Source organism: Nocardia camponoti, assembly GCF_014646135.1.
Lineage (GTDB): Bacteria > Actinomycetota > Actinomycetes > Mycobacteriales > Mycobacteriaceae > Nocardia > Nocardia camponoti.
Genome location: NZ_BMMW01000006.1, coordinates 110667 through 125570 on the forward strand (window position 1 = coordinate 110667; position 14904 = coordinate 125570).

Below are 14904 nucleotides of genomic sequence, written 5' to 3' on the forward strand. Positions count from 1 at the left end.
TGCACCGCGTCCGGAAGCGGTGCAGCCGAATGCTACATACGCGTATTTCACTTCGCGGGGTTTTCGAGAACTCCGCGAAGTGATCCCCGTCTACTCACTACCTCACCGCAGCGCGGCCGCCTTCCGCGATAGCCGCTTAGCCGCCGCCGACTCGCTCGGTGCCTTCTTAGCGGGGCTCGCCGCCTTCTTCGCGGGTGCCTTCCGCGCCGCCTTTTTCGCCGGGGTCGGCGGTGCGGGCGGTGCGAGCACCTCCTTGAGGAACTGCCCGGTGTAGCTGCCTGGCACGGCGGCGACATCCTCGGGCGTGCCTTGGGCAACGAGCATGCCGCCGCCCGAACCGCCTTCTGGGCCCATGTCGATGACCCAGTCCGAGGTCTTGATGACATCGAGGTTGTGCTCGATGGTGATGACGGTGTTGCCCTTGTCGACGAGCCCGTTGATGACCTTGAGCAGCTTGCGAATGTCTTCGAAGTGCAGGCCAGTTGTCGGCTCGTCGAGAATGTACACCGTGCGACCGGTCGAACGCTTTTGCAGTTCGGCGGCCAGTTTCACGCGCTGCGCTTCACCACCGGACAGCGTGGGCGCGCTTTGGCCGAGCCGCACATAACCGAGGCCGACCTCGACCAACGTGGCCAAGTAGCGGTGAATCGAGGTGACCGGCTTGAAGAATTCGGCAGCCTCCTCGATCGACATATCGAGCACCTCGGCGATGGTCTTGCCCTTGTAATGCACCTCAAGGGTCTCGCGGTTATAGCGCGCGCCCTGGCACACCTCGCACGGCACGTACACGTCCGGCAGGAAGTTCATTTCGATCTTGAGCGTGCCGTCGCCCGAACATGCCTCGCAGCGACCGCCCTTGACGTTGAACGAGAAGCGACCCGGCTGGTAGCCGCGCACCTTCGCCTCGGTCGTCGACGCGAACAGGGTGCGGATCTTGTCGAACACGCCCGTGTAGGTGGCCGGGTTCGACCGCGGGGTACGACCGATGGGCGACTGGTCGACCTGGACGAGCTTGTCGAGCTGGTCGACACCATTGACGCGCTGATGACGCCCCGGCACCTGACGCGCGCCGTTGAGCTTGTTGGCGAGCACGGTGGCGAGGATGTCGTTGACGAGCGTGGACTTGCCCGAGCCCGAAACGCCGGTGACCGAGGTGAGCACGCCAAGCGGGAACGCGACGTCGATGCCGGTGAGGTTGTGCTCGGTCGCGCCAACAACGGTGATCTTGCGACGCTTGTCGATGGGGCGACGGACCAACGGCACTTCGATCTGTTCGCGGCCGGAAAGATATGCGCCAGTGAGGGATTCGGGTTCGGTGAGCAGGTCGGCGTAGGTGCCGCTGTGCACAACGCGACCACCGTGCTCGCCCGCGAGCGGACCGATATCGACAACCCAGTCCGATGCCCGAATGGTGTCTTCATCGTGTTCGACGACGATGAGCGTGTTGCCCAAATCCTTTAGCCGCACCAGAGTTTCGATGAGGCGACGGTTATCGCGCTGGTGCAACCCAATCGACGGTTCGTCGAGGACATAGAGCACGCCAACGAGGCCCGAACCGATCTGGGTGGCAAGGCGAATGCGCTGCGCTTCGCCGCCCGACAGGGTGCCCGCCCCACGCGACAGCGTGAGGTACTCAAGGCCAACGTCGAGCAAAAAGCCAAGGCGCGCTTGGATTTCCTTGATGACCTGCGTGGCGATGGCGGCTTGGCGCTCACCGAGCACGAGCGAGTCGAGGAACGCCGACGCCTCACCAATCGACAGTTCGCTGACCTCGGCGATGGACTTGTGCTCGTCTTCGCCGCCCGCGAGCGTGACCGACAGAATCTCGGGGCGCAACCGCGCACCCTGACAGGCCGGGCACGGTACGTCGCGCATGTAGCCGTCGTAATGTTCCTTCATCTGCTCGGACTCGGTGTTGTCGAGTCGGCGATGCAGGAACGGCATGACGCCTTCGAAATCGGCGTAGTACGAACGCTTTCGGCCGTAGCGGTTGGTGTAGGAGACGTGCACCTGCTCGGAGCTGCCCTCAAGCACTGCCTTGCGAATCTTGCTCGGCAATTCGCGCCACGGCGTGTCCATGCTGAAGCCAAGGTTGGTCGCCAAACCCGACAGCAAGCGCTGGAAGTACTCGGCGGTCATACCGCGCGCCCACGGGGCGATGGCGCCTTCGGCCAAGCTCAGGTCGGGGTCGGGCACAACAAGGTCGGGGTCGACCTCCTTGCGGATGCCGAGGCCCGTGCAATCGGGGCACGCGCCGTAGGGCGAGTTGAACGAAAACGACCGTGGCTCAAGGTCTTCGATGTCGAGGGGGTGCCCGTTGGGGCACGCGAGGCGTTCGGAGAAGCGGCGTTCGCGGTCGTGCGCGTGCTCGTCGCGATCGACGAAATCGAGCACGACAATGCCGTCGGCGAGGCCGAGCGCGGTTTCGATGGAGTCGGTGAGGCGCTGCTTCGACGACGGCTTCACCGAAAGGCGGTCGACAACCACCTCGATCTCGTGCTTTTCCTGCTTCTTGAGCTTCGGCGGCTCGGACAGCGGGTACACAACGCCATCGACACGCACACGCGAATAACCCTGGGTCTTGAGCTGGTCGAATAGGTCGACAAACTCGCCCTTACGCGTGCGGACCACCGGCGCGAGTACCTGGAACTTGAGGCCCTCGTCCATCGCGAGCACCTGGTCGACGATCTGCTGCGGGCTCTGCTTGGCGATGAGCTCGCCACACGCGGGGCAGCGCGGGGTGCCCGCGCGCGCGTAAAGCAGGCGCAGGTAGTCGTAAACCTCGGTAATAGTGCCGACGGTTGACCGCGGGTTGCGGTTGGTCGACTTCTGGTCGATCGACACCGCGGGCGACAGGCCCTCGATGAAGTCGACATCGGGCTTATCCATCTGCCCAAGGAACTGCCGGGCGTACGCGGACAGCGACTCGACGTAGCGACGCTGACCTTCGGCGAAGATGGTGTCGAACGCCAAACTCGACTTGCCGGACCCGGACAGACCCGTGAACACGATGAGGCTGTCGCGCGGTAGATCCAGGTCCACCCCTTTGAGATTGTGTTCCCGTGCTCCGCGCACAGTCAGGTGTTCGGCCACCAGGTCATTCCCTTCTCATTCGTCTAGCGCTGTATCGATCCCCCGGTTTTTCGCCAAGCCAAAAAGTCCCCGTGATCAATGCTAGGTGGACCCACCGACAGAAACGGCGATCGCGCGTTCGCCTGGCCCGCGTTCGCACGTGTGGGCGGCGTTTGCCGATTATGTTGGACCATTACGGGGGCAAGAACGGGAGTGCATGATGAAGGAGTCGGGCGTGCTCGAGGTGTTTCTGGTCGATGACCACGAGATCGTGCGACGCGGGTTGATCGACCTGTTGGAAGGTGACCCGGAACTCACCGTGATCGGCCAAGCCGGCGGCGTCGCCGAGGCGATGACGCGGATTCGCGAAGCCCGCCCCGACGTGGCGGTACTCGACGTGCGACTACCCGACGGCAACGGCATCGAGCTGTGCCGCAATCTGCTGGCCGAATTCGACGACCTGCACTGTCTGATCCTGACGTCGTTTTCCGACGAGCACGCGATGCTCGACGCCATCCTTGCTGGCGCGAGCGGCTACGTGGTGAAAAACATCGACGGCATGAAACTGGCCGACGCGATCAAACAGGTGGGGGCTGGGCACTCGCTGCTCGATACCCGCGCTGCCGACGCCCTGCGCGCCCGGCTGCGGCGAAGCGCCGAACCGACGGGCGCGCTAGCGGGCTTGACCGACCAGGAACGTCGCCTGCTCGAACTGCTCGGCGAAGGCCTGACCAACCGCCAAATCGCCGCGCGCATGTTCCTCGCGGAGAAGACGGTGAAGAACTACGTGTCGCGCCTGCTGGCGAAACTGGGGGTGGAACGCCGCACGCAGGCGGCGGTCATGGCCTCGAAACTGCTTGAGCCGTAAGGTGATTCAGCTGGGGACGACGATCGTGAGGTCGCCGTCGTAGCGGCGGTAGAGCAGGTTGCCGCGCCCGGTGTGGGAATCGGTGAAGAACAGGTAGGCCAGCCCGCCCTTGCACAGCAGGTCGGATGCCTCATCTTCGGCGAGCACCGGCGCGGCGTCTTGAACCACGCTCACCGGCATCGCGCTGGCGGTCAACGGCAGGTCGGCGGTGCCGCCAGCCGCGCGCGTGTGGCGCTGACGAGCCAGGTTGACGCCGTGCGGGTCGGCCCAGGTGACGATGGCGTCTTCGCCGGTGTCGGCGTCGATGAACAGGTACGCGTCGTAATCCATCGCGTCGAGCACGGTCGACGCTTCCAGCGGCGTTCCGGTCATCAGCGAGCAGTCTTTGCGGCGAATGATCGAGCGAGTCTCGGTGACGCGCGCGAGCGGACGACGGGCCGGATCGGGCCACGCGCCACGCGATTCCTTGCCAGCGCGACGGGCGAGCTGGCGGTCTAGCCGCTCGGCGGCGAAGGTGACCGCGAAGCCGCCCGGGCCGGTGACCTGGACGCGGGTCAGGGTGTCGTGGGTACGAATGTTGGCCTGTACCAACGTGGGTTCGTCGTGACCGTACGGCGCGGTGACGCGCACCCGAGCTGGACTGTCGAGGTGATGGCGGCGCATGACGCGAGTAATCGCGCGTACGGCGCGGGTGACGTCTTGGGCAGGCACTTCGCCACGGGTCGTCACGGCCAGCTCAGGGTCGGCCGCGGTCGTCCAGTGTTGGGTCATCGACAACGAATTCATCTCTTGCCCCACTTCTCGATCCCTTTTCCTGGTGCCCTATGCCACCACTCAACGGTCTGGCAGTGAAGGGCCGAAAGTCCTCAGTGCGGACTAGACTTTCTAAGGTCAGGTCCCAAGGCGGAACGGCGAGAAGGACTTTGCGGTGGGCGAACAGATGCGAGAGGCGGCCGACGCCAGGCATCCGGTGGCCCATGCGCGTTCGCAGCACCAGTTGCGTTCGCTGCTGGGGGAAGTGTCGGATCGGGTGGAATCGATCATCGGTTCGCGTGCGCGCATGGACGGTCTTGTTGAGGCCATGCTCACCATTACCGCAGGTCTAGACCTTGACGAGACGCTGCGCACCATCGTGCGCACCGGGATGGATCTGGTCAACGCGCGGTATGGGGCGCTCGCGGTGCGCGGGCACAATCAGCATGTCGGACAGCTCATTGACGAGGGCCTGTCCGAGCAAGAGCGCGCGCAAATTTTGGGCGATCCTGAGGGACATGGCGTTTTGGGCGCGGTGATTTCGGATAAGGGCGCGGCGCTACGCCTTGACGATCTCACCGCCCACGCCACCTTCGAAGGGTTCCCGCCCGGTCATCCGCCGATGCACAGCTTCCTCGGGGTGCCGGTTCGTATCCGCGACACAGTTTTTGGCAGCCTCTATCTCACCGAGAAATCCGACGGGCAACCGTTCAGCGAAGAAGATGAGGCGCTGGTCATGGCGCTCGCCGCCGCCGCTGGCATCGCCGTCGACAACGCGATTCTCTATGAGCAGGCACGCACGCGGCAGGCGTGGATCGAGGCGACGCGCGATATCGCGACGGAGTTCTTGGCGGGCACCGAATCCGATCGCGTGCTCGCGCATGTGGTCGACCACGCACGCGGGCTTACCGGCTCCTACCAGGCGTTTCTCGCTTCGGTGCCGGTTCCCGACGAGGCGCCGGGCGAGGTCAGCGAACTCGTCATCACGCAGTGGACGGGCCCGGATGCTGGCCAGGATTGGCAGACGGTCCCGATCGCGGGCACCGCGTTGGGCGACGCGTTTAGCCGTCGTACTCCCCTACGTTTCGACGACGCGTCCAAGATCGACCTTGGCGTCGATTTGCCGACCACCGACGAATTGCCCGGTGCTGGGCCAGCTTTGGTGCTTCCACTCTGCACCCCCGACGCCACGCTTGGCGTGCTCGTCACCATTCGGCCGCCCGGTTTCGCGCCCTATTCCGACGAGATGCTCGACCTCACCGCCGCGTTTTGCGACCAGGCCGCGCTCGCGGTCCGCCTCGCCGACGCGCAACGTCGCGTGCGAGAACTCGACATCGTCGCCGACCGCGACCGCATCGCCCGCGACCTGCACGACCACGTGATTCAACGCCTGTTCGCGATCGGTCTCACTGTTCAGGCCACACTGCCTAAAGCGGTGGTGCCCGAAGTGCGGCAACGACTTTCGACAACGATCATGGACCTGCAAGAGGTGGTCCAAGAGATCCGCGGCTCGATTTTCGACCTGCACGCCAGCGGCGCGGGTAGCGATGTCGGGCTGCAGCAACGCCTTGAGCTGGCGATTCGTCGCCAGACCGCCGATATCGCGTTACGGGCGACCATTCAGGTCTCCGGCCCACTTTCGGTGGTCGATGCCGCGCTGGCCGACCACGCGGAAGCCGTCGTCCGCGAAGCGGTTTCGAACGCGGTGCGGCACTCCGGTGCCGACAATGTCGCGATTATGGTCGAAGTCGCCAACGACCTGGTGATTTCGGTGTGCGACAACGGCTGGGGCATCCCCAACCACGTCATTCGCAGCGGGCTGAACAACTTGGAGCAGCGCGCCCAGGAGTTGGGCGGGTCATTTTTCATCGGCCCCGCCGAACGCGCCGACGACGAAGACCATCCAGGCACCTGCTTGCGCTGGGCGGTGCCGCTCCCCCCCGACGTCGCGAGCGCGACGGGAGCAATCCCGGTCGTGTCGACAACGCCGTATGACCTGGGCTGTCCGCCGCGCGAGCCAGCCGCGCCATCGATCGCCCTCGGCAGCGGATATGCCCTAGCCGGCGGCCCGCTGGATTCGGGCGAGAGCGACTGAGCCGGGCTGGCACCTAGAATCGAAACGGTGCCGACTCCCGTTGGCCACCAGAATCCCGAGCAGATGTCCCTGCCAGGCCGAGATCGGGGGTAGTGCGGTGAGCGCGAGACGCGACGACGAGGCGACCGCCGAGCAGCTGGCGCGACGCTATCGGTTACTCATCGAGCACTCGCCCGACGCGATCTGTGTGCATGTGGGCGGCACGATCGTCTTAGCCAACCCCGCGCTCGTTCGTTTACTCGGTGCGCGCTCCGAGCGCGACCTGCTCGGCCTCAGTATCACGACATTCGTGCACCCCGGCTCGGTCGACGCGATGGTGGAACGCATCGCCGGACTGACCCAGAGCGGCATCGCGACCAAGCCAACCGAGATGGACCTGGTTGGGCTCGACGGCCGAACTGTGCCGGTCGAGTCGGTTTCGGTGCTCACCGAATGGCAAGGCGAGTTCGCCTACCAGGTTGTTCTCCGTGATCTTTCCGCGCAGCGGGCGGCCGAGGCGGCGGTCACGCGGGCGGAAGCGTTCTTCAGCTCGGTCGTTGACCAGCTTGAAGAGGGCGTGCTTGTCGTCGATCAGTCGGGGCGACTTGAGTCGCTGAACCCGGCCGGCGTGCGGATTCTTGGGCTCACGGACGCGGGGCAGGTGCTTGGCCGCCACATGGACGACCTGCCCGTCACGATGGTCAACCTCGACGGTGAACCGCTGCGCGCCGGACAGCATCCGATGGCTCATACGCTCGCGAGCGGCGAGCCAGTCACCAGTTACGTTTTCGGCGTGGTTCGCCCGGATGAGTCCATCGCGTGGCTGGCGTGCAATTGCCGATTGCTGCACCCCGACAGCGGCAGTTCGGCGGGCGTTTCGTCGTTCGCTGACGTCACTGAGCATCGGTCGAACCGCAAGCAGTTGGAATATCAGGCGACCCACGACGCCCTGACGGGGTTGGCGAACCGGTCGCTCGTCCTGTCGGAATTGGACGCGGCGCTGGCCGACGATGGTGGGCGCGGCATCGCGACGGTCCTATTCATCGACCTCGACGGTTTCAAGATCATCAACGACACCCTCGGCCACGCGGTTGGCGACCTGGTTCTGCGCGAAATCGCGAAGCGCCTACAAGAGTCACTACGCACTGAGGACCTCGTTGGCCGCCTCGGCGGCGACGAATTTCTCGTGCTGCTCGCTGGTCACCCCGATGTCGAAGACGTGCCCGCTGTCGTCGAACGCTTGCGCGCGACGATCGGCGAACCGGTTTTCGCCCACGGCCACCGCTTGGAAGTCACGGGCTCGATCGGCGTCGCCGAATTGGGCCCAGGCGAAGACCGTTCGGCCGAAGCGGTCCTACACGCCGCCGACCTGGCGATGTACCGCAACAAACCGCAGCACCGCGAGGGCGGCATCCGCCGAGCTGCGACGCCGTAATCGGCCGTGAACATTTCCAGCCCGTGTTCGCTGACGAGTAGACTCGACAACTTGAGTTCTCACCGCGGTGACAAGGAGTCCTGTTTTGCCCGACCGCCTCGCTCACGCGCGTAGCCGCGAGATCGAAACCGAGCAAGAGCGCCTGTCGCTGCTGTACGACCGGCTCGACGGGATGCGCGATTACGCGCGGAATCGGCTCAAAACGGTGCTGCTCGACACCGGCGGCACCCCGCAGGCCCGGTCTGAGCGCGAGTCGTTCACTCAGCTTTACAGCGAGGACCTGTCGAAATACGACGCCGCCGAACACGGCCTGTGCTTCGGTCGCATCGATCTTGACGGCGAGACTCCAGAGACGCGCTACATCGGTCGCCTCGGCATCCTCGACGAGGACAACGACTACGAGCCGCTGTTGCTCGACTGGCGAGCGCCGCTCGCGCGCCCGTTCTACCTCGCGACCACCGCGAACCCCGAAGACGTGACCCGTCGGCGCCACATCCGCTCGCGCAATCGGGCGGTCACCGCGATCAACGACGAATTCCTCGACCTCGACACCGCGCGACGCGAAGGCGCGACCGGGTCCGACGACGGCGTTGGCGGCGAATCCGCGCTGCTCACCGCGCTCAATGCCGCCCGCACCGGGCACATGAACGACATCGTCGAGACGATTCAAAGCGAGCAGGACGCGATCATTCGCTCCGAACACAAGAGCGTCCTCGTCGTCCAAGGGGGGCCGGGCACGGGCAAAACGGCCGTGGCACTGCATCGCGCGGCCTACCTGCTCTACACCTATCGCCAACAACTCGCCAAGAGCGGTGTGCTCATCATTGGCCCGAACGCCACGTTCCTCGACTACATCGGCCAGGTTTTGCCGTCGCTCGGCGAGACGGGCGTGCTGCTGTCGACCATCGGCGACCTCTACCCCGGCGTGAAAGCGGTCCGCGAAGACACCCTGCGCGCGGGCGAGGTCAAGGGTTCGCTGCGGATGATCGAGGTGCTCAAGCAGGCGGTGCGCGACCGGCAAGCGGTCCCGTCGACGCCGGTCGAGCTCACCTTCGACGGTTATCCGATGCGCCTCGATCGCAAAATCGCGACCCGTGCGCGTGGGCGGGCGCGCTCGTCGCGGCGTCCGCATAACCTCGCGCGACCGATCTTCGCGTCGTCGGTGATCGAAGCGCTCACCGAACAGATCGCGGCGACAATGGGTGCCGACCTGTCGGGCGGCAAAAGCCTGCTCTCCCAAGCCGACCTCACCGAAATCAGCGATGAGATGCGCGCCGACCCGCACGTCCAGGCCGCGATCAGCAACCTGTGGCCGATCCTGTCGCCGCAGGACGTACTCGCTGACCTCCTCGCCGACCCGGCCGCTCTCGATCGGGCGGCGAGTTCGCTGAGTGCCGAAGAACGCGCCGAACTTGTCCGTTCCGACGACGGCACCTTCTCCGCCGCCGACGCTCCCCTGCTCGATGAGCTCGCCGAACTGCTCGGCGTTGACGATTCCGAGGAACGCGAGCGGGCCCGTCGCCGGTGGCGTGCGCAACTCGCCGAAGCCCAGGATGCCCTCGACATCCTCACCGGCTCAGCGCCACAGGACATCGAGGACGAACTCGACCCGGAAATCCTGATGGCATACGACCTCATTGACGCGTCGCAACTCGCGCAACGTCAGCAGTTCGGCACCCGCCAGACCACTGCGGAACGCGCGGCAGGCGACCGCACGTGGACCTACGGGCACGTGATTATCGATGAGGCGCAAGAACTTTCGGAGATGGCATGGCGAATGGTGATGCGGCGCATCCCGAATCGCTGGATCACCGTTGTTGGCGACGTCGCCCAGACGGGCGACCCGGCGGGCACGTCGTCGTGGCAGGACGTGCTCGAGCCGTATGTCGCGAAGCGGTGGAAGCGCACCGAGCTGTCGGTGAACTACCGCACGCCCGCCGAGATCATGGCCATCGCCGCCGACGTACTCAAGGCGATCGACCCGTCGGCGGAAGCGCCGCGTTCAGTGCGGGAAACCGGGAATGTGCCACGAGCACACCAGGTTTCGGCCGACAAGCTGCGCGATGAAGTCGCCAAACTGGTCGAAGAACAGCAGGGCCCCGGTACGAGCGCGGTACTCGCGCCCGCCGCCCTCATTGAACAGCTCACGCCGCTGGCGGGTGAGTCGGTGAGCGTGCTCACGACCCACGATGCCAAGGGCCTGGAATTCGACCGCGTGTATCTCGTTGAGCCGCAAGAGGTTATCGCCGAATCGCCGCGTGGCCTCAACGACCTGTACGTGGCGCTCACGCGTGCGACCCAGCACCTCGCTGTGGTCCACAGCGAGCCGCTGCCTGAGGTGCTGTCGGCACTGGCATAGGACGGAAAAGACCTCGGAACCTGGTGGCTCCGAGGTCTTTTCGCGAGTGCGGTGTTAGCGCACCGTGTGCACGATCAGCACGTCCGAACGCGACTTGCGCGCCACGTCCGACGGCACCGAGCCGAGCAGACGGCCGGTGAGCGTGTTGAGCCCACGGTTACCGACGACGAGCAGGTCGGCGTCGACGTCAACGACGAGCTGCAACAGCGACTCGACCGGCTCGCCAACGATCGGGCGCTCCACGATGTTCTTCGCGCCAGCGGCGATCGCCCGCTCCTTCGCGGTGTGCAGGATCTCGGTGGTTGGCGCGGAGCCACGCACCTGGTAGGCCTCGTCCTTGAGCACATCGGCGGCGGCAGCGACATCGCGATCATCGGTCGGGTAGTACGCGCACGCCAACACGAGGGTTGCGTCCGCGTCCCCGGCGAGCGCCGCGGCCTTCTCCACCGCGACGTACGACGAATCCGAGCCGTCGGTACCGACGACAATGGTCCGGTAGGCGGTCATCTCTCCTCCAACTAGTCGGTGCGGCATCGAGCACCCGGGAATCGAGCGTCAACGCGGCAATTGGCTCGACCCTAGCGGCAAAACCGGCGGATTTATCAGAAATTGCAACAGATCACATCGTGAGTGTTGAGGTGAGCGAAGCACCCGAACGCCCTGGTACTGGGGCAATCCCACCTCGCGGCCGACAAACTGTGGCCGATCACAACATTAGAGATGCGTTCGCCGCGTTGGGATCTGACTCACATCTACTGGCGGACGGTGGCCGCATCGCCTCAGCCGCGCGCCCTTCGCGCGTACTCGGCAGGCGCACACCCGATTTCCCTCGTGAACTCACGCGTGAAGTGCGCTTGGTCGAAGTAGCCGAGGTCGAAGGCGAGCGCGGCTAAGTCGGGCGTCGCGTCGCGCGCGAGGCGGTCGGTCGCGTCTTGGAGTCGAAACCGGCGCAGCACCCATTTCGGCCCGGCCCCAACGTACCGCCGAAACAGGCGCTGCATCGTGCGCACGGGCACGTCGAACGCTTCGGTGACTTGGTCGACGCGGGTGAGCTCGGGATCGTCGGCCATCGCGCGGACGATCGCCGAAACAAGCGCGTAGTGCGGATCGACGACCCGAGACCGTCCGGCGAAAAATTCTTCAACGAGGTCGCACCTACGGCCGTCGTCGGATTCGGCCGCAACCGCTTCCGCCAGTCTTTCAGCGCCCGGCACGACATCGGCAAGCGGCGCGTGGGTGTCACGCAACGACCCCACATCGACGCCGGTGAACGCGCCAAAACCACCGGGTCGGAACAGGATGCCGAACGTCTCCCCCACGTCGCTGAGCTCACGCACATACTTCCGCGTCGTGACGCCATTGACGAAAGCCCCTGTGCGCGTTGATGTTTGCTCGAAGGTGATGTTCACGCACGGATAGGAAAGCACTTCGGCGTGATAAGCGGGCCGCCCACGCAAGTCCCAGCGCACGATCCAATACCAGCTCACGACGTCGGCGAGCGCTTCCCCAACTGGCAATCGTGCGAGCGAGCGATGCTCGGCCTGCACCCGCGCATGCAGGATGCCTTTGTCGCTGGCCGGATCAAATCTCACCGCTGTCGCTTTCTTCCAAGACGGGCCATCTCGGCACTAGCAGGATCGAACACATGAGCGAAACCCTCTCCCCGATTCCCGACGGCTACCACTCCATCACGTGTTTTCTCGTCGTACCCGACGGCAACGCCGCCATCGACTTCTACACCGAGGTTTTTGGCGCGAAAGTGCTGAGCCGGGCCGACCTGCCTGACGGCCAACCCGCCCACGCCGAACTGTTGATTGGCGACTCGACCGTGCAGCTCGGCATGCCGATCCCCGCCAACAACCTCGCCGCGCCAGGCGAAACCCTGCATACCTCGATCGTGCACTACTGCCCTGATGCCGACGCCGTGATCGCCCGCGCGAAGGCCAACGGCGCACGCACTGCCGAAGAACCGGCCACGTTTGTAACCGGCGACCGCTTCGGCGTGGTGATCGACCCGTTCGGGCATCGCTGGGCCGTCCTCACCCGCGTCGAAGACATCTCGCGCGAAGAGGCCGACCGACGCGTCCAGGCATGGATGGCCGAGCAGAGCTAGCCCGCCTACTCGACGCCAGCCGCGTCCATTCCGCGTAGCTCCTTCTTGAGGTCGGCGATCTCGTCGCGCAAACGGCCCGCCAGTTCGAACTGCAATTCGCGGGCGGCGTTCATCATTTGTTCGGTGAGTTTGGCGACGAGGTCGGCCAATTCGGCGCGCGGCATGGCCTTCACGTCGCGGTCGGCTTCGTGCAGGCCCATGCTGACCGAACGACCACCCGGCTCGCCTTGCGCACGCCGACCGCGACTGGTGTTGCGGCCCGAACCACCAACGGCGACAGCATCTTCGGCTTCGCGGTACACCGTGTCGAGGATGTCGGCGATCTTCTTACGCAACGGCTGCGGGTCGATGCCGCGCTCTTCGTTGTAGGCAACCTGTTTCGCGCGACGACGATCGGTCTCGTCAATAGCGTGACGCATCGAGTCGGTGATCTTGTCGGCGTACATATGCACTTCGCCGGACACGTTGCGGGCCGCGCGGCCGATGGTCTGGATCAAACTGGTGCTTGACCGCAGGAAGCCTTCCTTGTCGGCGTCGAGAATCGCGACAAGCGATACCTCTGGCAGGTCGAGGCCCTCACGCAGCAGGTTGATGCCGACGAGGACGTCGTACTCGCCGGCGCGCAGCTGGCGCAACAACTCAACGCGACGCAGCGTGTCGATTTCGGAGTGCAGATAGCGCACCTTGATGCCAAGGCCGAGCAGGTAATCGGTGAGATCCTCGGCCATCTTCTTCGTGAGCGTGGTGACAAGGACGCGCTCGTCCTTCTCGCTGCGCTCGCGGATCTCATGGACGAGGTCGTCGATCTGACCCTTCGTCGGCTTCACGACCACCTTCGGGTCGACCAGACCGGTCGGGCGAATGACCTGCTCAACCACCTCACCGCCGACCTGGCCAAGCTCATACGGCCCCGGCGTTGCCGACAGGTACACCGCCTGACCGATGCGCTCGGCGAACTCTTCCCAGGTGAGCGGCCGGTTATCGACCGCCGACGGCAACCGGAACCCGTACTCGACCAGGTTGCGCTTGCGCGACATATCGCCCTCGTACATGCCCCCGATCTGGGGAACGGTGACATGCGACTCGTCGACAACGAGCAGGAAGTCTTCGGGGAAGTAGTCGATGAGCGTGGCCGGTGCCGACCCGGCGGCCCGCCCGTCGATGTGGCGCGAATAGTTCTCGATGCCCGAGCAGAACCCAACCTGACGAATCATCTCAAGGTCGTACTCGGTGCGCATCCGAAGTCGTTGCGCCTCAAGCAGTTTGCCCTGCCCCTCAAGTTCTTCAAGGCGCTCAGCAAGCTCGGTTTGGATATCGGCGACCGCGCGTTCCATGCGCTCAGCGTCGGCAACGTAATGCGTGGCCGGGAAGATGCGCAGATTGTCGACCTTGCGGATGACATCGCCGGTGAGCGGGTGCAGGTAATACAGCGCCTCGATCTCGTCGCCGAAGAACTCGATGCGGAGCGCGAGTTCCTCATAAGACGGAATGATCTCGACCGTATCGCCGCGCACCCGGAATGAGCCGCGCGTGAACGCGACGTCGTTGCGGGTGTATTGCACGTCGACGAGCAGGCGAAGGAACGCGTCGCGGTCGACCTCGCTGCCCACATCAAGGCGAATCGAGCGATCCAAATACGACTGCGGCGTGCCGAGACCGAAGATGCACGACACCGACGCGACAACAACCACATCGCGACGCGACAGCAGCGACGACGTTGCCGCATGCCGAAGCCGCTCGACATCGTCGTTGATCGAGCTGTCTTTCTCGATATAAGTATCAGTCTGGGCGACGTAGGCCTCAGGCTGGTAGTAGTCGTAGTACGAGACGAAGTACTCGACGGCGTTGTTGGGCAGCATCTCGCGCAGCTCGTTGGCCAACTGCGCGGCCAGCGTCTTATTCGGCGCGAGCACGAGAGTGGGCCGTTGCAGCCGCTCGATGAGCCACGCGGTTGTTGCCGACTTGCCGGTACCGGTGGCACCAAGCAGGACCACATCTTTCTCGCCCGCGTTGATGCGCCGCTCAAGCTCGGCGATGGCAGCAGGCTGGTCGCCAGCTGGTTTGTGCTCGCTGATGACCTCGAACGGGACGCCGCCGCGTTCGATATCACCGACGGGTCGGTGCTCGGAATGGGCGATCGGGTGCCCCCGATCCTCAAACCCTTCCGCCGGGATTTCGGTTGCGAATGCCATGGAAACAAGCTTAGGCGCGACCACCGACAAGTTTCGGT

At 64.9% G+C, this 14904-nt stretch carries 10 protein-coding genes; 5 read left to right on the forward strand and 5 right to left on the reverse strand.

Features of this window, described 5'->3' with window-relative positions:
• Nucleotides 1-102 precede the first annotated feature (102 nt).
• Nucleotides 103-3093, reverse strand: a complete 2991-nt coding sequence (uvrA, locus tag IEX78_RS22490; protein ID WP_188831052.1) for an excinuclease ABC subunit UvrA — start codon at nucleotides 3091-3093, stop codon at nucleotides 103-105.
• Between the two features lie 214 nt (nucleotides 3094-3307).
• Between uvrA and IEX78_RS22495 the strand changes: the two genes are divergently transcribed.
• Nucleotides 3308-3940: a response regulator transcription factor gene (locus IEX78_RS22495; protein WP_188831053.1), complete on the forward strand. Its 633-nt coding sequence runs from the start codon at nucleotides 3308-3310 to the stop codon at nucleotides 3938-3940.
• 6 nt (nucleotides 3941-3946) lie between these two features.
• Here the strand turns inward: IEX78_RS22495 and IEX78_RS22500 are convergent, their stop codons facing one another.
• Entirely contained in the window at nucleotides 3947-4726 is a 780-nt protein-coding gene (locus tag IEX78_RS22500) for a sigma 54 modulation/S30EA ribosomal C-terminal domain-containing protein (protein WP_188831054.1), read from the reverse strand.
• Between the two features lie 154 nt (nucleotides 4727-4880).
• On the opposite strand from IEX78_RS22500, the gene IEX78_RS22505 reads away from it, so the two are divergent.
• The 3 genes from IEX78_RS22505 (at nucleotide 4881) to IEX78_RS22515 (ending at nucleotide 10561) form a co-directional block, all read left to right on the forward strand.
• Nucleotides 4881-6788, forward strand: coding sequence for a sensor histidine kinase (locus IEX78_RS22505; RefSeq protein WP_188831134.1), 1908 nt, complete (start codon nucleotides 4881-4883; stop codon nucleotides 6786-6788).
• 97 nt (nucleotides 6789-6885) lie between these two features.
• A complete protein-coding gene (locus IEX78_RS22510; protein ID WP_188831055.1) occupies nucleotides 6886-8202 on the forward strand; it encodes a sensor domain-containing diguanylate cyclase in 1317 nt (438 codons plus the stop codon).
• Between the two features lie 85 nt (nucleotides 8203-8287).
• Nucleotides 8288-10561, forward strand: coding sequence for a HelD family protein (locus IEX78_RS22515; RefSeq protein ID WP_229684245.1), 2274 nt, complete (start codon nucleotides 8288-8290; stop codon nucleotides 10559-10561).
• A gap of 54 nt (nucleotides 10562-10615) precedes the next feature.
• Here the strand turns inward: IEX78_RS22515 and IEX78_RS22520 are convergent, their stop codons facing one another.
• Both IEX78_RS22520 and IEX78_RS22525 read right to left on the reverse strand, forming a co-directional pair.
• Nucleotides 10616-11068, reverse strand: a complete 453-nt coding sequence (locus IEX78_RS22520; protein ID WP_188831056.1) for a universal stress protein — start codon at nucleotides 11066-11068, stop codon at nucleotides 10616-10618.
• Nucleotides 11069-11340: 272 nt separating this feature from the next.
• Nucleotides 11341-12153: an AraC family transcriptional regulator gene (locus IEX78_RS22525; RefSeq protein WP_188831057.1), complete on the reverse strand. Its 813-nt coding sequence runs from the start codon at nucleotides 12151-12153 to the stop codon at nucleotides 11341-11343.
• A 53-nt stretch (nucleotides 12154-12206) separates the two neighbouring features.
• On the opposite strand from IEX78_RS22525, the gene IEX78_RS22530 reads away from it, so the two are divergent.
• Nucleotides 12207-12674, forward strand: a complete 468-nt coding sequence (locus IEX78_RS22530) for a VOC family protein (protein WP_188831058.1) — start codon at nucleotides 12207-12209, stop codon at nucleotides 12672-12674.
• Between the two features lie 5 nt (nucleotides 12675-12679).
• On the opposite strand, the gene uvrB is transcribed toward IEX78_RS22530, so the two are convergent.
• Nucleotides 12680-14866: an excinuclease ABC subunit UvrB gene (gene uvrB / locus IEX78_RS22535; protein ID WP_188831059.1), complete on the reverse strand. Its 2187-nt coding sequence runs from the start codon at nucleotides 14864-14866 to the stop codon at nucleotides 12680-12682.
• Nucleotides 14867-14904: the final 38 nt, after the last annotated feature.